The sequence below is a fragment of the Halorhabdus sp. BNX81 genome (genome assembly GCF_029229925.1).
Classification (GTDB): Archaea; Halobacteriota; Halobacteria; order Halobacteriales; family Haloarculaceae; genus Halorhabdus.
Genome location: NZ_CP107254.1, coordinates 2025214 through 2044373, shown reverse-complemented (window position 1 = coordinate 2044373; position 19160 = coordinate 2025214). Strand labels below are relative to the sequence as shown.

Here is a 19160-nt window from a genome sequence, read left to right as displayed (position 1 = left end):
CCGACGCGATGGAGTATCACGTCGACGGCCAACTCGTCCCGGCCGAGGAAGCCAGCGTCAACGTGCGCGATCGCGGCTTCATGTACGGCGACGCGGCCTTCGAGACGCTCCGGGCCTACGGCGGCGAGGTTTTCGCCTGGGATGCCCACGCCGACCGGTTCGAACGTACCTGTGAGACCCTGGGGTTCGCCAAGGCGATCCCGCCACGGGACGACCTCCACGAGCGAATCGCGGAGACGCTCGCGGCCAACGACCTCACCGACGCCTACGTCAAGCTCTCGATCTCACGTGGCGTCCAGGCCGGCAAGCTCACCCCTGATCCCGCCGTCGACCCGACGATCGTCGTGATGGTCGACTCGCTTTCCCGGGGCGGCATCGACGGTGACCCGGTCTGGGACAGCCCGGCAGCTGTTCGGACGGCCCAGACCCGGAAGATCCCCGACGCCGCCCTGCCGGCGGATACCAAGACGCACAACTACCTCAACGGGATTCTCGCCCGACTCGAACTCCAGCGGGGGGCCAGTGGCGACCCGGCAGACGAAGCACTCCTGCTCGACACCGACGACTATCTCGCGGAAGGGGCGACGAGCAACCTCTTCTTCGTCACGGACGGTGTCGTCTACACGCCGTCGACCGACCTGTCGATCCTTCCGGGCGTGACCCGCTCGATCGTGCTGGATCTCGCTCGCGAGGAAGGGCTCCCCGTCGAGACCGGCCGTTACGAGCGCGAGGATCTACTGGCTGCCGACGAGGCCTTCCTGACGAACACGACCTGGGAGCTCCGCCCGGTCGGGGCCGTCGACGGCGAGTCGATCGGCGGCGGCCCGATCACGCGGCTGCTCTCCCGACTCTACGATCGGCGCGTCGAGCGCTCGTGTTACGAGTGACCAGCGGGTCGGCCGACAGTCTCCCCTCAGTCCGTCCGGGGTAACGTGAGTGCTCCGAGTCCGAACGTGACGAGCGCCAGCATCGACAGGATCGCGAGGTTGATCGCTGGATCGGGGCCGGCGGGCCAGACGGCGACGACTGTCCCCTCGACGCCCGCGCCGGGATCGGTCACGACCGCTCGGACGCCCCGCGAGAAGTATGTCAGCGGCGAGAGCTCGATCAGCGGGCGGAACCATTCCGGGAGGAGTTCAGGCGGGACGAACGTCTCCGAGAGGAACAGCAGCGGGAGGGCAAGCGTGTTCGAGGCGGCGATCACGCCGTCCTGGGAGTCCGTGAAACTCCCGAGTAGCGCGCCGATACCACAGAACAGTGCGACGCCGATCGCGAGGAACGGCACCAGCCACGGTGACGGGGCGATCGTCGCGCCGGTGACGGCCACCATCACCGCGAGCACCAGCACGGCCGCGACGCCGATGATGGCGACGTTGACGAGCGTCTGGGACAGCAGCCATTCGGCCCGCGACAGCGGCGTGGTTGCCAACTTCTCGAATCGCCGATCGTCGCGGTGGCGCGCGACCTCGCTGCCGACCCGAGAGAGCGGGGTAAAGAGGACGACGACCGCGAGATAGCCCGGGACATAGTAGGCTGGGGGCTCCGTAAAGAGACCGCCGCCGGTGGGCTGGGTCTGGACGAGCGCGCCGAAGATGAGAACGATCAGGAGCGGAAACAGGAACGTGAAGAAGACCGCGGTCCGGCGACGAAGGAACGCTCGCGTCGCGGCGCGCGTCTCGCTCGTGATTCGGCCCAGTCGGCTCACGACGATCCCTCCGTGGGGGGTGTCGGCGCGTTCGGTTCCTCGGCCGCGCTCGCGGCCCCGTCGTCGAGCCGCTGCCCGCCGCGCCCGACGGCGGTCCCCGTCAGTTCCAGGTAGACATCTTCGAGCGTCGGCTCGGCCCAACTCAGCGATTCGACCTGGACGCCCGCATCTGTGAGACTGTCGACGACGGTGCCGATCGCCGTCGGCGCGACGTCGAACACCCGCAGGTCATTGTCGACGATAGCGGTTCGGTAGTCGAGGCCGGTCGCGTCTCCTTCGGCGAGTGGCGACGCCGTCTCGACGGTCAGTCGGCTCTCGCCACCGTGGGTGTCGATCAGGGCACGGGGCGTGTCTACGGCGACCAACTCGCCGTCGGCGAGCAGTCCCACGCGGTCGGCCAGTCGTTCGGCCTCGTGCATGTCGTGAGTCGTCAGAAAGATCGTCGTGCCGTCTGCGGCCAGCCCTTCGAGGAGGTCCCAGAGCTGTCGTCGCCCCACGGGGTCGATCCCGGTGGTCGGCTCGTCGAGGACGAGCAGATCGGGGTCGTTGACGAGCGCACTTCCGACACAGACCCGGCGTTGCTGGCCGCCCGAGAGATTCTCGTAGTAGGTGTCGGCACTGTCGATCAGGCCGACGTCGTCGAGCACGCGCCCTGGCGTGAGGGCGTCGTCGTACAGGCCCGCGTAGTACTCGAGTAGCTCACGGGCGGTCAATCGGTCGTGAGGCGAGAAGGACTGGGGGAGCGAGCCGAGCCGGGAGCGGTCGATCGCCCGCGGTTGCTCGCCGAACAGCGCGACCGTCCCATCGTAGTCGGTCGTCCCAGTGATCGCCCGGGCGAGTGTGGTCTTGCCCGCGCCGTTGGGCCCGACCAGCCCGAAAATTTCGCCGGGGTCGACCGATAACGAGACGGCATCCAGCGCGACAGTGTCGCCGTAGGTTCGCCGGACGTCCTCGATGGCGATGGCAGTCACGCTTCGATCACCGCCGACCTCCACCTAAGTCGATTCGGTTTCCGACGGTCGGTCGCCACGCCAGCAGGACGACCGAGACGACGAAGATCGCCGTCGAGAGGTCGTAGCCGCCGCCGAAGACGAGGCTCGCGAGTGCCGTCGAGCCGCCGACTGTCCCGGCCAGCGGGACGACCACGGCGGCCCAGACACAGGACACACACGAGAACAGCCCCAGGATCGCCGGCAACACGCCAGCGGCCTCGACGACTAGCGCGTATACGAGGTATGACAACGTAATATATCCCAGAACCTTGTACGGAAGCAGTGTCAGCGAGAGCCCGGCGATATCGGCCGAGACGACCGGGCCCCACCCGGGCGGAAACACCAGCGGTCGGATCGAGAAGGCGATTCCGTCGGTCATGGCCGTCGAGACCAGGCCACCGAGATATGCGAGGACGAGGGCGTAGCCGGTAGCGACCGCGCCCCCGAACAGTTTCCGGCGACGCGGGGCAGCCGGCGGTCGGACCGTCGCGAGCGCCCACAGTGAGACGTTGATCCAGACGAAGGGGTAGACGTACAGTCTGAGCGACGCCAGATCGAACAGCTGTGAATCGCTGACCGAAAGATACCCGAAGAGGAGGAGTACTTCAGTGTTGACCAGTAACGCGCCCCAGAGGAGGTGACTTTTCGACGGCGTCGGGATCGGTCCGAAGCGTCTCGCGGTGCTCATACGGCCATCGCGTCGATCACGACTGCGACCAGCAGTGCCCCGAGGAAGGCGTTCGAGGCGTGGAAGGCCCTGAAGGCCGCGGCCGTCGTTCGCTCACGGTGCAGTACCAGAACAGCCCACAGGAAGATGGCCCCGACAGTCGCGACCGTGGCTCCATAGAGGACGCCCAGGTTCGCCAGCGTCGCCAGTCCGCTTGCGGCCAACAGCGTCGCGCCCAGATACAGCAGGATGTGCTTGCGCGTCACCGTCTCGCCGCGGACGACTGGCATCATCGGGAAGCCTCCGCGGGCGTAGTCGTCCTGGTAGGCCAGCGCCAGGTTGTAGAAGTGCGCCGGCGTCCACAGGAAGACGATTCCCGCCAGCGCGAGGCCTGGAACGCCGAACGTCCCGGTGACGGCGACCCACCCGATGAGTGCCGGCAGCGCGCCGGCGAACCCGCCGATGACGGTGTTCTGGACGGTGTTGGGCTTGAGCAACAGGGTGTAGACGACGCTGTAAAAGAGGATCGCCGAGAGACCTAGCGCGGCGGCGAGCAGATTGATCGTCGCGAAGATGGCAAGCGAGAGCGCCGACAGGAGGAATCCGAACGCGACTGCGTTCCGGATCGGGATGCGGTCAGTCACCACCGGTCGGTCGGACGTGCGCTGCATCCGCTTGTCGACGTCGCGTTCGAGGACGTGATTGAAGGTGCCGCTGGCACCGATCGCCAGCACACCGCCGGACAGCGTCGCCAGGATCGTCTCGACCGTCAGCGTCCGTCCGCCCGTCGTCGCCAGGGCCATGCCAGCCGAGGCGACGAGACACAGCAACCACATCAGGCGTGGCTTGGTCAACCGGATATAGGCCCGTAGCGTCGCCAGTACCTCCCCCGCCGGTCCGCGGTCACGCCGGGTCGGCGGCTGTTCGCCATCGGCGGCCGGTTCGACCGGCTCGGCCGGCGTGGTGACGCCCGTATTCGGCTCCTCGGTTGGGTCGCCGTATTCCGTTTCGAGGGTCCAGGCGAGCGCCAGTATGAGGGTCGTAAAGAGTGCCATCGCCACGCCCAGATGGACGGTCGGCGCGATGCCGGCCGCGCCGGAGACTGTCACGACGGCCCCGAGTCCGACCTGGACCGCGAAGAGGACGACGGCGAACGCCAATGCCGCCCGGACGCGGCGATCAGCGACTCGCGCCATCCCGACCGCTGCGGTCACGAGAACCGCCAGCCCGACGATGGCCGCCAGCAGGCGGTGGCCCCAGGCGATTACCAGATCCGGTGAGCCGGCGGTCGGCAGCCGACAGGTCGGCCAGGTCGAACACGCGGCAGCCGCGTCGGTGATCGCGGCCGTCGCCCCGGCGATCACCAGCAGATAGACGCCGACGATCGTCCCGGCTAGAAGCGTCGAGAACCGCAATGGAACGTCGTCGATTCGATTCTCTAACACTGTTTCTCGCTGTATCTCCGGGACGGGCGATACTTAGGCTTCCCCACCATGCAACACTTGTCGCGTTTGTCGTCTGGGGACTGTGTCTCCAGTTGACTTGCTCGACTATGCCCAAAGAATCGCCGAAATTCGCCGGATGAACGCTCTTTATGACTGCCTGTCTCAAAGTCTCGCCCATGACGAAGACGCGAAACGGCCTGGTGGCAGCACTCTCGGTGGGGGGACTCGCGACGTTCGTCTCCACTGTGGCCGCCCAGTCCGAGGGAACCTCGACGACGAACGACCTGATCTGGGGGCTGATGAACGAGTTGCTGTGGGTTGCGATCCCGATCACGCTGCTCGTCGAGGCGATCCTGCTCTACACCGTCTGGCGATACCGGGCCGGCAAAAGCGAGGCGGCAAAGCCAACCCAGGAAAACCGCCGGCTCGAAATCACCTGGACGGTCACCACGGCGATCGTCCTGCTGTTCGTCGGCGTTGCCTCCCACGGTGTCCTCGGCCAGGAACCCATCACGGACACGGGGCCGTCCGAAGACGCCCTGGAGGTCGACGTGGTTGCCGAACGATACGCCTGGACGTTCAACTATCCCGAACAGAACGTTACCACGGGCGAAACGCTCGTCTTGCCGGTCGACCAGAAGGTGCGCCTGAACGTCACCTCCACGGACTGGATTCATTCCTTTCACGTTTCCGGGCTCGGGCTGAAGCAGGACGCCTTCCCCGGGAAGTCGAACTACCTGACCACGGAGCCGACCAGAACTGGCTCCTACCAACTGTACTGTGCGGAGTACTGTGGCGTGGGTCATTCGAGCATGCTCGGGACGGTCGAGGTCATGAGTCAGGACGGCTTTCAGGACTGGCTCGATAGCCAATCCGAGTGAATAGCCGGTTGGCGGCGACCTTGATCTCGGCGGGGATTGACGCCCTCTCTTTTCGGGCTCGACACGCGGTTGTTTTTGTCCGCTCGGCCGCTACGCTCCGGTGATGGTTCGGTACTACGAGGACTTTGCCGTCGGTGAGTCCTGGACGTTCGGAACACGAGAAGTCACCGCCGACGAGATCCAGGAATTCGCTCGCGAATACGATCCACAGCCGATGCACGTCGACAGTGAGGCCGCCGCCGAGGGCCCTTTCGACGGGCTGATCGGCAGCGGGTGGCACACTGCCGCCCTCTCGATGCGGCTCCTCGTCGATGGACTCTTTGAGGACGCGGCCGGCCGTGGCGGCCTGGGCGTCGACGACCTGGAGTGGCGGACGCCGCTTCGACCGGGTGACGAACTCACCGTCGACGTCGAGGTGATCGAGACGAGCGCGTTCGACGACGATCGTGGGCAGATCGACTTCGCCGTCCGAACGACGACTCAGGACGACCAGGAAGTGCTCTCGATGGTCGTCAAGGGATTGTTCGCGCGGCGGGACGACCAGCAGTAACAATTGCACTGCCGGTCAGTCGTCGGCCGGCACGGCCTTGGCAGTTGTCGCCTCGGTGATCGCCGGGACGAGTCCGTGGATCGACGCCGTGAGCGCCCGCGATTCGAATTTCCGGTAGCGTGCTTCTGCCCCGTCGCTCGCGTGGTTTCGCTCCGCAAGCGGACGCGTTTCGACTAGAATCGGCCGCCCGCTCGACTCGGCCAGATCGAGGACGGTAGCAGCCGGGCCGATCTCCGGATCGGCCAGCACCGTCGCTGTGGCTGTCCGGCAGTACTCGCGTGCCTTCCGGAGCGCTGCCTCGTCGGGGCCGGAAAGTGGCGGCGCAGTGATCGCCTCGGCGTCGAGTTCGTCGGCGACCGACAGCGCGGCGTCCCCGCTGGGTAACGGGCCGGCAGTCACCTCGAAGCCGGCCTGCCAGAGCTTCGTCAGGGCGCGGGCGGCGGTCGCGCCGCTGCCAAGGACGTGGACGTGCGCGTTTCGATCCCGCCGCGGTTCGGCGATGGCCGTCACACTCGGCGTCCCGGTGACGGCATCGGGCGTGACGGCCGTCCGGGTGTCGAAGGCCGGCCGGAGGTGTTCGTCGGCGAGGACCGTCTCCGGATCGCCGACGGCCTGGAGCTCCCCGTCGGCGAGCAACGCGAGTCGATCGCAGTAGCGGGCCGCCAGATCCAGGTCGTGGATCGCCGCGACTGCCCCTCTCCCGTCGGCGACCAGGTTACCCACCAGTTCCAGGACGCCGACCTGGTGGTTGATGTCGAGGCTGGCAGTCGGTTCGTCCAGGACGAGCGCCGGCGTGTCCTGAGCGAGCGCGCGGGCCACGAACGCCCGCTGGCGCTCGCCGCCGCTGACGGCCGTGATCGGTCGGTCACGGAGCGCGGTCATCTCCGTCCGTTCGAGCGCTTCATCGACGGCGTCCCGGTCGGCCTCATCGGCCGTGAGGTCCGTCCGCGCCCGGTAAGGCGTCCGGCCCATCCTGACGACGTCCTCGACGGTAAACTCAAAGGAGACGGACGTGTCCTGGGGCACCGTGGCGACGTGTCGACTCACGCCCCGCGGTCCGAGTTCAGTTACCGCCGTGCCGTCGAGACGGACCGTTCCGGTGTCGGGTGTGATGACGCCGTTTACCGTTCGCAGGAGCGTCGTTTTGCCGGCCCCGTTCGGCCCGACCAGTCCCAGGAACTCCCCGGCATCGACCGACAGTGAGACGTCACGTAGTGCGTCGACCTCGCCGAGTGAGACCGAGACGTCGTCCAGTTCGATCGTGTGGTGGTTCATAGTTCGTGCACCTCCCGGCGACGCAGCAGATAGAGGAAGAAGGGGGCCCCGAGCGCGGACGTGACGATCCCGACGGGCAACGTTGCGGGGTTAGAGCGGGCGACGGTGTCGGTCGCGACAAGGAAGGCTGCCCCGGCCAGCGCGCTCGTCGGGAGGAGAATCCGGTGGTCGGGGCCGACGAGCAATCGCATGACGTGGGGGACGATCAATCCGACGAAGCCGATGACGCCCGCGACGGCGACCGCGGCGGCGGTCACGATACTCGAAAGCGCGAGCAAGATCCGTTTGGTCCGCTCGACGGCGATCCCGACAGTCTGGGCGTCCTCCTCGCCGAGCATGAGGGCGTTGAGGTCCCGAGCGTAGGCGAGCAGACCGAAGAACGTCACCACCACTACTGGCAGCGTCACCTCGACTTCGGCCCAGGAGCTACTGTGAAGGTGTCCCATCAGCCAGAAGACGGCCCGTTCGAGGCTTTCGCCGGCGTGCAAGAGGAGATAGGAGATCACCGCGCCCAGGAAGGTCTGGACGGCGACACCGGCGAGCAACAGCGTCGCGACCGGTGTCCGACCGTTCTCGGTGGCGATCGCATAGACCACAAAGGCCGCGACCAGCGCGCCGACGAACGCGGCCGCCTGGAGTCCAAGCGGGAACGCAACTGGAAACGCGATCGTCGCCACAGCACCGACCGCCGCGCCCGAGGAGACGCCGATGATCGAGGGGTCGGCCATCGGGTTTCTGAAAAAGCCCTGCATGACCGCACCGGCACTCGCCAACGCGAAGCCCACGACAGCCCCGAGCGCGATTCGTGGGAGCCGAACGTCTCGGACGATCGTCTCAGCGGTCTCGGGAACGGAAAACGAGAACGGGTACGCATAGCGTACGTCGACAGTGGGGATCGGTATCGAACGCCCGAGGGTCGGCGTCTCGCCGATCCCGACATCGAGGCCAGCCGGGATCCCGACGGCATTGAGCGACGCTTTCGCGACGGTCGGCACGTCCAGGGCGACTGGGCCGATCGCTGCACTCGTAACTGTGATGACGGCCAACGTCATCGTCAACCCGGCTGTCCAGACGCCGATCCGCAACCCCATCCGCATCGATGACAAGTTGAGTTGCATTAGATAAGTATTTATTGGATAAGCCCACAGCCCGGAGTACATGTCACGGACCATCGCCGGAGTGTTTGCCGTGTTGCTGGTCGTCAGCGGTGTGGCCGGTGTGGCGCTGTCGCCCGCCGCCGGTCAGGTCGCCGACCACGAACCGACCGTCAACTGTTCGTTCCCGATCACCGTCACCGACGCCAACGGGGCGAACGTGACGGTGGATGAGCGACCGGAACGAATCGTCACCCTCGCACCGAGTGCCTCCCAGGTCGTCTGGGCACTCGGTGCTCAGGACAGGGTCGTCGGGATGCCCGTCAACCAGTACACGAGCTACCTAAACGGGTCGGAAACGAAGACGAACGTCGTCGGCGAGGAGGGTCAGCCACGAGTAGAAGTCATTCTCAGCCAGAACCCGGACCTCGTGCTCGCGCCCAACATCATCAGCGCCGATGCGGTCGAGCAACTGCGGGACGCAGGCGTGACGGTCTATCGCTTCGAAAGTGCGAGTTCGGTCAGTGCCGTCGTCGAGAAGACCCGACTCACCGGTCGGCTCCTGGGTTCCTCCGAGACAGCCCGGAACGTGAGTGCTCGAACCCTGGCGACGACCGAGGCTTACCGGAACGCCACCGCAGGCGAGGATCGCCCCACAGTCTTCTACGCCATGGGCGGCGGCTATACCGCCGGTCGTCAGACCTTCATCGGCGACGTGATCGACGCTGCCGGCGGGGACAACGTCGCCAGCGCCGCGAACATCAGCGGGTACGGGACGATCAATACCGAAGTCGTCGTCAACGAAAACCCCGACTGGATCGTCGTCTCGGGAGAGTCACCCATCCCGTCCGATCCGGCGCTGTCGAATACGACCGCGATACAGGAAAACCAGACCGTCCGCGTCGACGCCAACTTCATCAGCCAGCCCGGGCCGCGGGTGACCGAACCACTGCGGACGCTGGCGACGACGTTCCACCCCGACGCAGCCGCCGACGTGACCGTCGATTCCTCAACGGTGTCGGCCCCGATCTGTGCAGTCGACGCCACGGAGCCGACAACTGAGTCACCACCGGAGACGACGACCGAACCCATGACCGAGACGACGACTGACTCAGCCACTGAGACGACTGAATCGACCACGACGGTTGAGACGGTCACGCTCAACACGAACCAGACGACGGATACGACCACCCAGACCACGACCGCGACCGGTCCTGGCTTTGGGATCGTGGCGGCGATCGTCGCTTTGCTCGGTGCGGGAACCATCGCCCGGCGTCGGTGACGTGACCAACCCCGTGGCGGCCCTCGGCGGGTTCACGCTTTGCGTCCAGCCAGCGATCTGCGGCGCACTCGCCCTTTCGCTGGACGCGATTGTCGGTGAACCGCCCGAAACGATCCATCCCGTCGCGCTGTTCGGTCGAATGATCGCTCCCCTTGATCGCGTGTGGCCGTTTTCGCGGGCCGTGGGCGCGTCGATCGCGCTGGTTGCTCCACTCGCCGTCGCTTTCCTCGCGGGGTGGCTCGTCGAGTTTGCCACAACTGTCCCGGTCCTCAGCTCGATCGTCGCCGGCTCCGTTCTTTTCAGTACGCTAAGCCTCCGCCGGCTGCTCACGCGGGCCCGAGACGTGATCGCCGCCAGCGAAACCGATCCGGACAAATCCCGGGAGCGCCTTCCCGCCCTCGTGGGTCGTGATCCGACCGAACTCTCGCCGGGGCTGATCCGGAGTGCGAGCGTCGAGAGCCTGGCGGAGAACCTGGCAGACGGGTTCGTCGCGCCGCTACTGGCGTTCGCCCTGGGATCGCAACTCTCGTTGTCGATCGGTATCGCCGCTGCAGTCTGGGTAAAGGCGGTCAACACGCTGGACTCGATGCTCGGCTATCGTGAGAAGCCGGTCGGGTGGGCCAGCGCGCGACTCGACGATCTCGTGATGTGGCTGCCGGCGCGGACGACGGCTGTTTTGATCGCGCTGGCGGCACGGGATTTCGGGGCACTCAGGCGCGCCCGTCGATGGCGTGGCGCGCCCCCGTCGCCCAACTCCGGGTGGCCGATGGCGACGCTTGCTGCCGCTCTGGACGCCCGTCTGGAGAAGCCTGGCGTCTACGTCCTCAACCCGGACGCGACGCTGCCCGACGAAGCGACGGCGACGCGAGCGATTCGGATTGTGGCGATCGCGGGTGCCATCTCCGGCGCGTTGTCACTCGTCATCGCGTCCGTTCAGCTCAGTCCTGGCTCACTCGGGTTCGTCGCCGTGGGGGTGGGGTCATGTTGAATGTGCTCCGCGGTGCAGTGGGATTCCTGACGCGGCTCCCGGTGGGCCACGACGAGGCGGCCTGGGAGGCGTTCCGATCGCAGCCAGCAGCGTTCCCGCTGGTCGGCTACGGGATCGGCGCGCTGGCGGCGCTTCCGTTGCTCGCGCCGGTCCCGCCCGCCACGGCGGCCGTTGGCTTTCTCGCCTGGTTGTATATCCTCACTGGCATCAATCATTTGGACGGCGTGGCGGATCTGGGCGACGCGGCGGTCGTCCACGGCGACCGCGAGCGCCGCCAGGAGGTGCTGGCCGATACGACCGTCGGCGTCGGCGCGGTCGCCGCGGTCGGCATCGTGTTTGTCGGACTCGCGACCGCTGGATACACACTCGCGGAGTTGCCGGAACGTGCCGCTTTGCTCGTCGTCGCGGGTGAGGTCGGCGCGAAGACTGCTGTCGCACTCGCGGCCTGTCTCGGCACGGCGACGCACGACGGCCTGGGTGCGCAGTTCACGGACCGGCTTCACTACCGTCACGCGATCGCTCCACTGGTCGTCACTGTGCCCGCTGTCGCCCTGACCTGGCCTGATCCCTCGGCGCTCGTGGCTGTCGCCGCGGCGGGTATGTGTGGCGTGGGCATGGTCGTCTGGGCTCGCCGGACGCTCGGCGGCGTCGACGGCGACGTCCTCGGCGCGACTGCGGAACTCGCCCGCGTCGTCGGGCTACACGCGGGGGTGATCGCGTGGACGCTCTTTTGATGTGTGGCGGCCGCGGGACTCGACTCGGCCTCGACAGGGAGAAACCGCTTGTCGAGATCGACGGGCGACCGCTGGTCGATCGCGTCGCGAAGGCGCTGGCGGCGAGTTCGATCGACCGGAGCTACGCCGTCACATCGCCCCACGCCCCGGAAACGCGAAAACACGTTTCCCTCCCGACGATCGACGCCCCCGGCGATGGATATGTGTCCGACCTCCAGTATGCACTCGAACGCATCGATTCGCCAGTGGTGACAGTCACTGCGGATCTGCCCCTGTTGACGGGTGCAACGATCGACGCTGTAGTCGATTCCTTTGAAGGTAATTCAATGACAGCCTGTGTTCCAGCGGCACTGAAACGACGGCTCGGAGTTCGCGTCGATACGACGATGCCCGGTGACGGGCAGCAACTTGCCCCGACCGGCGTCAACGTGATTGTGGCGGGTGATGGCGATCGCCAGGTCGTTTTCGAGGACCCTCGACTGGCAGTGAACGTGAACTACCCGCGGGATGCACTCGTCGCTGAGGGGCTGCTTCGCTCGGGGGTGGTCCGGTGACGTTCGTCCTGGTCGCCGGGACGACCGAGACGGCGCGGATCGAGGGGATCAGCGCCGCGGGGGCCGATCCCGCGGCGATGGCGATGACCCCGACGGCCGACGCGGAGATCCTCCAGAAGGGTCGGCCGGTGAACGCACCGGCGGTGCCCGTCAGTCCGACCGGCTGTCCCACGCCGGCGCTCGTCACCCGGGCCGTCCGCGAACTCGGCGGGTTCGACGTCGAAGTCATCGATGCCGGACTCGCGGTCGAGCCGGGGATCACGACGCGACCCGTCGCCTCGGATCCGGGTGGCGACGTGCGGACGAGGGAGTCAGTACCGGACGCCGCTTCACTCTGGGAGCGTGCCAGGGAGATCGGCGAGAAATTGGCCGGGCAGTCCGACGAGCGGGTCTACATCGGCGAGACGATTCCCGGCGGGACGACGACCGCCTTCGGGGTCGCCCAAGCCCTCGGTGTGGACCTGTCGGTCTCGTCGTCGTTGCCCGACAATCCGATCGAGCGAAAGCGAGCCGCGATTCGAGAGGGATTCAGTGCGAGCGGAATCGAGCCGGGTGAGCTGGCTGGGGAGCCGCGGCAGGCGCTCCGACGACAGGGCGATCCGGTCCTGGCTGGCGTCGCGGGGCTGGTCGAGGGCGCACTCTCCGCCGGGGGGGCAGTGACGCTTGCCGGCGGGACCCAACTGCTCGCGGCTGCCGCGTTAGTTCGACATGCCGGGATCGAGGCTTCGTTCGAACTCGCGACGACCAGCTACGTCGCGGACGATCCGACGGCGAGCGTCGAGGTGACCGCCGACGCCCTGGATCTATCACGCACGATCACTGATCCGGGCTTCGCGGGCTGTGGGCACGCCGGCCTGGAACGGTTTGGGACGGGCGAAGGCAAGGAGGGCGTCGGGATGGGCGGCGCGCTCGCGTTAGGGAAACGCTGCGGGATCGAGCTGTCGGCGGTTCGGGATCGGACAACGACGCTGTATGATCGACTGCTGGGGGATCCCTGATGGATCGTGATCGTGGACGCGAGGTCGGTCGCGTCGAACACGGCGGCAGCGACGATCCCGACGTGCTGGACCTGAGCGCGAACATCAACCCACGGACGCCGATGGGGGTCGAGGAGGTCTACCGGAACGCGCTCGAAGACGCCCGACGGTATCCGGCCGAACCGCCGGACGCCTACCGGGAGGCGGCCGCCGGGTACGTCGACTGCGATCCGGAAGCCGTGGTTCCGACGCCCGGCGGGCTGGCAGCGATCAGACTGGCGATCGACCTCGCCGTCGAACCCGGCGAGTCCGTCCTCATTCCCTCGCCGAGTTTCAGTTCCTACGCGCGGGAGGTCCGGCTCCAGGGGGCCGAGCCATCGTTTGTCTCCCATGAGGAGATCCTGGCCGCCGACCCGGCCGCCCACTCGCTGGCGATCGTTTGCAACCCGAACAATCCGACCGGGACGCTGTACCCGCGCGAGGACCTCCGCACGTTCGCCAGGCGCTGTCGCGAGACGGACACCCACCTCCTGGTCGACGAGGCCTTTCTCGGGTTCACCGAGCAGGCGTCGCTGGCCGGGACGCCAGGCGTGACCGTGGCCCGGTCGCTGACGAAGCTCTTTGGCCTGCCCGGCATCCGTGCGGGCTTTGCAGTGGCGACTGGCGAGATGCGCGAGGCGATGGTCGCCGCTCGCCGCCCGTGGAACGTGAGCGTGCCGGCGCTCGCGACCGGGCGACACTGCATGCGCCAAACAGGGTTCGTGGAGACGACTCGAGACCGCGTCCGCGAGGAGCGAGCACGCCTCCGGCATGGACTGGACGATCGATTCGCGATTCGGCCTTCGGACGCGCCGTTCGTGCTGATCGATGCGGGAGGTCCCGGCGTCGAGCGGGTACTGGAGACGGCGGCCGACCATAGCGTTGCGGTCCGTGACGCGCGAACGTTCCGGGGGCTGGACAATCACGTCAGGGTCGCTGTGCGGGACAGTGCGGCGACCGATCGGACCGTGGAGGTGTTCGCGGATGTCTGAATGCTTCGAGACGACGCGACGGGGTGGTGTACTCCGGCTCGAACGCTCGGACACTCGCTGGCTCTCGACTGGCTGGAATGGTGGGTTCTGCCGGGCGGGGGCAGCCTACAACTGTACGGTTCCGGCGGGCTGGAACCCGGATGATATCCGGGCGGACGTTACTCAGCGGCTCGACGATGCCGGGTTCGATCGGGGCGACGGTCCGGTGCTGTTGACCGGCGTCGACCAGCGTCACGCGTGGGGCGCGCGGCTCGGTCCCGTCACTGTCTTTGGGACCGTCGGGCTCTCGAATCCGGCGACGCTCCCCGTCGACCCGGCCCAGCAACCGGCCGATACGAGGGCGGCCACCGGTGCGGAGACGGGTGGACCGCCCGGCCCAGGGACGGTCAACCTCTTTGTCGGCACGACACGGTCGCTGACGGAGGCGGGGATGGCCAATCTCGTCGCGATCGCCGCCGAGGCGCGGACGGCCACGTTGCTCGAACTCGCCGGCTTCACCGGGACGACCAGCGATGCGATCGTCGTCGCCAGCGATCCTGGCGGGGAGCTCGCGCGGTACACGGGCAGTGCCACGCCGGTCGGCCGCGCGGCGAGAGCGTGCGTCCGGGAGGCGATCACGGCGAGTTACCGCTCGCGGTACGCAGAGCGTGAGTCACCTGATAGCGTCGCCGACGCCGAACACGGCGAGGAAACGACCCAGCGAGCAATGGTGTTCGAGCCGTGACGGGCCGAACCGCCGCGTGGACAGCGCGCTCCCCCGGCACCCCATCCGTGACCGGCCATCGAGGACTACTGCCGGAACCACTGGAGCAAACACGATGACACGAAATCCAACCGACGACAGCGTGGAATCGGCGACCGAGTGTAACTCTTCAGCGACGACCGGCGGGCCGGAGACCGAGGCCGTTCCGGATGTCGAAGTGATCGCCCCCGCCGCGCCCGACGCATCCGGCCTCGTCCAGGCGTGGTGGGGCGACGGGAAGGGCAAGACGACGGCTGCCCTCGGGATGGGCTTGCGTGCGGCCGGGCACGGCTATCGCGTGCACGTCCTCCAGTTCATGAAAGGTGGCACACCCTCGGTCGAGGGTGTCCGCGGGGAGTACAACGCGATCGAGCACGTCTCGGGCTACACCATCGAGAACACTGGCCACGTTGGCTGGCACGGCTTCATGGACGACACCGCGGACGACGAACACGCCGCCAGGGCACGGGCAGCACTGGAACGTGCCCGGGCGATCGTCGACGCCACTGGCGAGCGTGATCCAACGACGCCATTCGCGCTCGACGGTGCGCCGACTGACGGTGTCCACATGCTGATTCTGGACGAAGTGCTGTATGCGGCCAACCGCGGGTTGATCGACCCCGACGACGTGCTCGATCTGATCGCCGTGAAGCCGGACGGCCTCGAACTCGTTTTGACCGGCGGCCACGAGCATCCGGCATACCTCGAAGGAGAGGCGGACCTGCTCAGCCACGTCGAGAAACAGGCCCACCCGCTGGAGACGGGGCACCCGGCGCGGAAGGGGACCGAGTACTGAGGAGGCCGGGACCACTCATCAGAGGGACACCGACAGACCGGGTATCAACGCAGCCATCACGACGCCGTAGACGAGTGAGTAGGTGACATTGGCGACGCTTCCGGTCAGATAGTACGTCGTGTTGCCGCTCGTGATATCCTGCCAGCGAACGATCGACTTCGCGGTGAAGACGAGGCCGAGGGCGGTGTACGCCGAGAGCAGGGTCAGTGTGAGGATGAGAACGTTCTCGACCTTGCCGACTGCCCGGCCGGTGTCCGCCTCTTCGCCGCTGACTTCCGCGCCCGCAAACCGGAGCGTGCCGTCGACGACGTAGCCACTTGTTGCCACGAGGAGGCCGTAGCCGCCGAGGACCGTGCCGATCCACTCGAGTTCGACGTCGCTCGTGACGGTCGCCGGCGCGGACGCGATCAGCAGGGCGATAGAGACTCCCGCCAGGACCAGCGACGCTGCAGTCCAGCGATTCATGGCGTCCCCTCCGCGAGGTGAGACAGTGCCGTCTCGAGTGTCTCCTCTATCTCGATGATCGTCACGGCCCGCGCACGCTTGAGCGTCTTCGAGACTGATTGCACTGAGACACCAAGCCGTTTCGCTGCGGCTCCCATCGTCGCCGCGTCGCGGTAGGTCCGGACGACCTCTGCCTGCCGTGGCGTCCACGCTTCCTTCCACATCGAGAGCAGTTCCATCTGCGCTTCGATCAAGCCGACCTGCCACGAATGGGCCTCCTCGAAGGACAGGGCAACGAGGCGTTCGCGTTCGTCGAGTCGTCCGAGCGCGTCGTCGGCCGTGTGAAACGCCGGGCCATCCATCTCGGCGACGTCACCAGTGTTTGCACCGATGTCGACCGACCCATGAACGATCGCCACCCGCATCGTGGTCGGATGGATCGCCTCGGTCAACAACTGAAGTGCACGGTAGGCTCCCTCCGGGGATTCCAGGACGCCGCCGACCTCGTCGACGCCTTTCAGCGTCGCGAAGGGGGCGACGAGCCGATCAGCAAGCGCGTCGTTGACCGCTTCGAGCCCGGTTTCGAGACGATCCCGCAACGCCGTGCGATCGTCCACCTCGCGGGACCCGATCACGTCGCCGATGACGACACAGCGTCGGGTGGTCATGCGTGAGTATTCAACCACTTCTGGTTTATGCGCTTTGGTTCAACCGATATAGTCTCATCATCGTCAAAGATTCAACTGAAAAAAGTTGTTTGCGTGGAGTTCAACTATATATGGTTGATTCGAGTGGCGGGAACCCCTCACCTCTCTTCTCCCCTCGACGCTGTCACTGACCGCAGGACCGGTCGAAAGACACGTGTCTCCCCGACTCCCAGAAATGGCCAGCAGATGGGACGAACTGTTCTGGTCGCCGGGACGGCCAGTCACGTCGGGAAGAGTACGATCGTCGCCGGGCTCTGCCGGCGGCTGGCCGACCGGGGCGTCTCCGTCGCGCCGTTCAAGGCCCAGAACATGTCCAACAACGCCCGGGTGGGATTCAAACCGGGTGCGGTCGGGACCGTCGGCGAGGGGGATGACAGCGAACTCGCGGACGGCGATCCTGACGCCTACGGCGAGATCGGCATTGCACAGTATGTCCAGGCCCGGGCCGCCGGCGTGGTACCGACGACCGATCACAATCCCGTCCTGCTCAAACCGCGAGGCGACGGCGAGAGTCAACTGGTCATCGACGGCGAGTCCGTGGGTCACTTCGCCGCGGGGACGTACTACGAGGACCACTGGGACCGCGCCCGTCGGGCCGCCCGCGAGGCCTACAATCGGCTCGCCGCCCGCCACGACGTGATCGTCGCCGAAGGCGCGGGCTCGATCGCCGAGATCAATCTCCAGGACCGGGATCTGGCGAACGTCGAGACCGCGCGCTTCGCCGACGCGTCGATCCTGCTGGTCGGCGACATCGAACGCGGTGGCGTCTTCGCCAGTCTCTATGGCACGCTCGAACTGCTCCCCGAGGATCTCCGTGACCGAGTGGTCGGGCTCGTGATCAACAAGTTCCGGGGCGATCGTTCACTGCTCGAACCCGGCCTTGCGGCGATCGAAGAACGGACGGGCGTCCCGGTCGTTGCCGTCCTGCCTCACGACGATCCCGGATTGCCCGCAGAAGATAGCCTCTCGCTCCCGTCGGCGGGCGAGCGCGGCACGTGGGGCGATGACGACGGTGTCCCGCCGGACGACTGCGTCACGGTCGGCATCCCGCGACTTCCACACCTCTCGAACGTGGCCGACGTGGCACCGCTGGCCCGTGAACCAGGCGTCCGCGTCGAGTTCCTGCCACTCGACAGTGGGGCCGCGACCGCTGACGCGCTCGCTCTGCCGGGGACGAAGAATACCGTCGACGACCTGCTCGCAGTACGGGACTCGCGACTCGGTGACGCGATCGGTTCGTTCGACGGGCCGATCGTGGGGATCTGTGGCGGCTATCAGTTACTCGGCGAGCGGCTCCGGAACGTCGGCGTCGAGAGCACGACGGCGACCGGGACGGTCGCTGGCCTTGAGTTGCTTCCCGTCGAGACCCATTTTTCGACCGAGAAGCGTGTAACTGCGGCGACCTACGAGGTGACGTGTGTCGGCCCGGTCGCGGGCGCGACGGGGGACGTCTCCGGGTACGAGATCCACATGGGCGAGACGACAGTTCCGGACGGTGTGGCCCGACCTATCGGCCCGGAGAGCGTCGCGAACCAGCAGGTACTCGGGACGTATCTCCACGGCTGCTTCGAGAACCGGAGACTCCGGGACGCGTTCGTCGAGAACGTCTTCGAGCAGGCCGGCGTGGAGCGTCCCGATCGCATGGCACCCCAGGGCGATCCGTTCGATCGCGCTGCCGAGCTGGTCGAACCCATCGACCTCACGGCGGTGGTTCCGTCAGTCGCGGAGACGAGTGGACGTGACCAGTAAGGGGTTTACCCCTGGGCCGACGACCGGGACACATGGTCGAGAACGTCATCTGGCCGGCGGCCCTCGATGCCGAGCGCACGCGAAGCGAGGGCCGACGCGTCTCGAAAGATCTTGCTGTCGAGGAGCCGACGGTCGAGGAGATCGCCAAGGCGGTCCAGCAGGTTGGCTACGACGCAGTGATCGAACGCGAGAAAACCTATCCGCGGGAGTACGAGACCCGTGGCCGCGTCCTCGTGAAGGATGCCGACGACGCAACGAAGAGTGACCTCCTGGGAGCCGTGGCGGCCTACGTCGCCGCGCTCCGCGAGTGATGCGCCGAGCCGGGGAGGTTCGGGGGATCGCTCAAAGTGTGGCCGTCGTGCAGTGTCCCGACGAAACCCATCCTGATATCGGAACGAGCGTCATCGACGACTCCCTGGCGACGGTCGGCCGCGTCGTCGACGTGTTCGGGCCGGTCGAGCGGCCGTATCTCGCGGTCTCGCCGGTCGACAGTGTTCACCCGCCAGCGCTTGTCGGCCAGCCGCTGTATTATCGGTGAGCCGACTCC

General features: G+C 66.9%; 22 protein-coding genes. 14 read left to right on the top strand and 8 right to left on the bottom strand.

Annotation, left to right across the window (positions count from 1 at the left end):
- The first annotated feature begins 8 nt into the window (after window positions 1–8).
- A complete protein-coding gene (locus HBNXHr_RS10350) occupies window positions 9–887 on the top strand; it encodes an aminotransferase class IV (RefSeq protein WP_275882057.1) in 879 nt (292 codons plus the stop codon).
- A 26-nt stretch (window positions 888–913) separates the two neighbouring features.
- Here HBNXHr_RS10350 and HBNXHr_RS10345 read toward each other — a convergent pair whose 3' ends face one another.
- From HBNXHr_RS10345 to HBNXHr_RS10330, 4 genes are read right to left on the bottom strand one after another with little or no spacing between them, the layout of a single operon-like run.
- Window positions 914–1705: an ABC transporter permease gene (locus HBNXHr_RS10345; protein WP_275882056.1), complete on the bottom strand. Its 792-nt coding sequence runs from the start codon at window positions 1703–1705 to the stop codon at window positions 914–916.
- A complete protein-coding gene (locus HBNXHr_RS10340) occupies window positions 1702–2676 on the bottom strand; it encodes an ABC transporter ATP-binding protein (protein WP_275882055.1) in 975 nt (324 codons plus the stop codon). The genes HBNXHr_RS10345 and HBNXHr_RS10340 overlap by 4 nt, the downstream gene beginning before the upstream one ends.
- A gap of 7 nt (window positions 2677–2683) precedes the next feature.
- Window positions 2684–3385, bottom strand: a complete 702-nt coding sequence (locus tag HBNXHr_RS10335; RefSeq protein ID WP_275882054.1) for a hypothetical protein — start codon at window positions 3383–3385, stop codon at window positions 2684–2686.
- The gene (locus tag HBNXHr_RS10330) at window positions 3382–4809 is read right to left on the bottom strand and encodes a heme o synthase (protein ID WP_275882053.1); all 1428 of its coding nucleotides are present in this window, start codon (window positions 4807–4809) and stop codon (window positions 3382–3384) included. Before HBNXHr_RS10330 ends, HBNXHr_RS10335 begins: the two co-directional genes overlap by 4 nt.
- A 176-nt stretch (window positions 4810–4985) precedes the next feature.
- On the opposite strand from HBNXHr_RS10330, the gene coxB reads away from it, so the two are divergent.
- Together coxB and HBNXHr_RS10320 are read left to right on the top strand one after the other, a co-directional pair.
- Window positions 4986–5690, top strand: coding sequence for a cytochrome c oxidase subunit II (gene coxB / locus HBNXHr_RS10325; RefSeq protein ID WP_275882052.1), 705 nt, complete (start codon window positions 4986–4988; stop codon window positions 5688–5690).
- A 103-nt stretch (window positions 5691–5793) separates the two neighbouring features.
- Window positions 5794–6240, top strand: coding sequence for a MaoC family dehydratase (locus HBNXHr_RS10320; protein WP_275737134.1), 447 nt, complete (start codon window positions 5794–5796; stop codon window positions 6238–6240).
- 15 nt (window positions 6241–6255) lie between these two features.
- Here the strand turns inward: HBNXHr_RS10320 and HBNXHr_RS10315 are convergent, their stop codons facing one another.
- Together HBNXHr_RS10315 and btuC are read right to left on the bottom strand one after the other, a co-directional pair.
- Window positions 6256–7515: an ATP-binding cassette domain-containing protein gene (locus tag HBNXHr_RS10315; RefSeq protein WP_275882051.1), complete on the bottom strand. Its 1260-nt coding sequence runs from the start codon at window positions 7513–7515 to the stop codon at window positions 6256–6258.
- The gene (btuC, locus tag HBNXHr_RS10310; RefSeq protein ID WP_275882050.1) at window positions 7512–8633 is read right to left on the bottom strand and encodes a vitamin B12 ABC transporter permease BtuC; all 1122 of its coding nucleotides are present in this window, start codon (window positions 8631–8633) and stop codon (window positions 7512–7514) included. Before btuC ends, HBNXHr_RS10315 begins: the two co-directional genes overlap by 4 nt.
- Before the next feature lie 40 nt (window positions 8634–8673).
- On the opposite strand from btuC, the gene HBNXHr_RS10305 reads away from it, so the two are divergent.
- The 8 genes from HBNXHr_RS10305 (at window position 8674) to HBNXHr_RS10270 (ending at window position 15713) form a co-directional block, all read left to right on the top strand.
- The gene (locus HBNXHr_RS10305) at window positions 8674–9891 is read left to right on the top strand and encodes a PGF-CTERM-anchored ABC transporter substrate-binding protein (RefSeq protein WP_275882049.1); all 1218 of its coding nucleotides are present in this window, start codon (window positions 8674–8676) and stop codon (window positions 9889–9891) included.
- Window positions 9863–10879 carry an adenosylcobinamide-phosphate synthase CbiB gene (gene cbiB, locus HBNXHr_RS10300; RefSeq protein ID WP_345893708.1) on the top strand — a complete coding sequence of 339 codons (1017 nt, stop codon included), beginning with the start codon at window positions 9863–9865 and terminating at the stop codon, window positions 10877–10879. Before HBNXHr_RS10305 ends, cbiB begins: the two co-directional genes overlap by 29 nt.
- Window positions 10873–11613, top strand: coding sequence for an adenosylcobinamide-GDP ribazoletransferase (gene cobS / locus HBNXHr_RS10295; protein WP_275882048.1), 741 nt, complete (start codon window positions 10873–10875; stop codon window positions 11611–11613). Before cbiB ends, cobS begins: the two co-directional genes overlap by 7 nt.
- The gene (locus tag HBNXHr_RS10290) at window positions 11613–12167 is read left to right on the top strand and encodes an NTP transferase domain-containing protein (protein WP_275883714.1); all 555 of its coding nucleotides are present in this window, start codon (window positions 11613–11615) and stop codon (window positions 12165–12167) included. Before cobS ends, HBNXHr_RS10290 begins: the two co-directional genes overlap by 1 nt.
- The gene (locus HBNXHr_RS10285) at window positions 12164–13165 is read left to right on the top strand and encodes a nicotinate-nucleotide--dimethylbenzimidazole phosphoribosyltransferase (RefSeq protein WP_275882047.1); all 1002 of its coding nucleotides are present in this window, start codon (window positions 12164–12166) and stop codon (window positions 13163–13165) included. Before HBNXHr_RS10290 ends, HBNXHr_RS10285 begins: the two co-directional genes overlap by 4 nt.
- On the top strand, window positions 13165–14175 hold the full coding sequence (locus HBNXHr_RS10280) for a threonine-phosphate decarboxylase (protein WP_275882046.1): 1011 nt from the start codon (window positions 13165–13167) through the stop codon (window positions 14173–14175). Before HBNXHr_RS10285 ends, HBNXHr_RS10280 begins: the two co-directional genes overlap by 1 nt.
- Entirely contained in the window at window positions 14168–14899 is a 732-nt protein-coding gene (locus tag HBNXHr_RS10275) for an adenosylcobinamide amidohydrolase (RefSeq protein ID WP_275882045.1), read from the top strand. The genes HBNXHr_RS10280 and HBNXHr_RS10275 overlap by 8 nt, the downstream gene beginning before the upstream one ends.
- A 94-nt stretch (window positions 14900–14993) precedes the next feature.
- Window positions 14994–15713, top strand: a complete 720-nt coding sequence (locus tag HBNXHr_RS10270; RefSeq protein WP_275882044.1) for a cob(I)yrinic acid a,c-diamide adenosyltransferase — start codon at window positions 14994–14996, stop codon at window positions 15711–15713.
- Window positions 15714–15731: 18 nt separating this feature from the next.
- Here HBNXHr_RS10270 and HBNXHr_RS10265 read toward each other — a convergent pair whose 3' ends face one another.
- A complete protein-coding gene (locus HBNXHr_RS10265; protein WP_015790232.1) occupies window positions 15732–16178 on the bottom strand; it encodes a hypothetical protein in 447 nt (148 codons plus the stop codon).
- Window positions 16175–16825 (bottom strand): SatD family protein, encoded by a 651-nt coding sequence (locus tag HBNXHr_RS10260; protein WP_275882043.1) that lies wholly within the window; start codon window positions 16823–16825, stop codon window positions 16175–16177. The genes HBNXHr_RS10265 and HBNXHr_RS10260 overlap by 4 nt, the downstream gene beginning before the upstream one ends.
- A gap of 225 nt (window positions 16826–17050) precedes the next feature.
- Here HBNXHr_RS10260 and HBNXHr_RS10255 point away from each other — a divergent pair, with 225 nt between their 5' ends.
- From HBNXHr_RS10255 to HBNXHr_RS10245, 3 genes are read left to right on the top strand one after another with little or no spacing between them, the layout of a single operon-like run.
- The gene (locus tag HBNXHr_RS10255; RefSeq protein ID WP_275882042.1) at window positions 17051–18613 is read left to right on the top strand and encodes a cobyric acid synthase; all 1563 of its coding nucleotides are present in this window, start codon (window positions 17051–17053) and stop codon (window positions 18611–18613) included.
- A gap of 32 nt (window positions 18614–18645) precedes the next feature.
- Entirely contained in the window at window positions 18646–18924 is a 279-nt protein-coding gene (srp19, locus tag HBNXHr_RS10250; RefSeq protein ID WP_275737124.1) for a signal recognition particle subunit SRP19, read from the top strand.
- Window positions 18924–19151 (top strand): Gar1/Naf1 family protein, encoded by a 228-nt coding sequence (locus tag HBNXHr_RS10245; protein ID WP_015790236.1) that lies wholly within the window; start codon window positions 18924–18926, stop codon window positions 19149–19151. The genes srp19 and HBNXHr_RS10245 overlap by 1 nt, the downstream gene beginning before the upstream one ends.
- The last annotated feature ends 9 nt before the right edge of the window (window positions 19152–19160 follow it).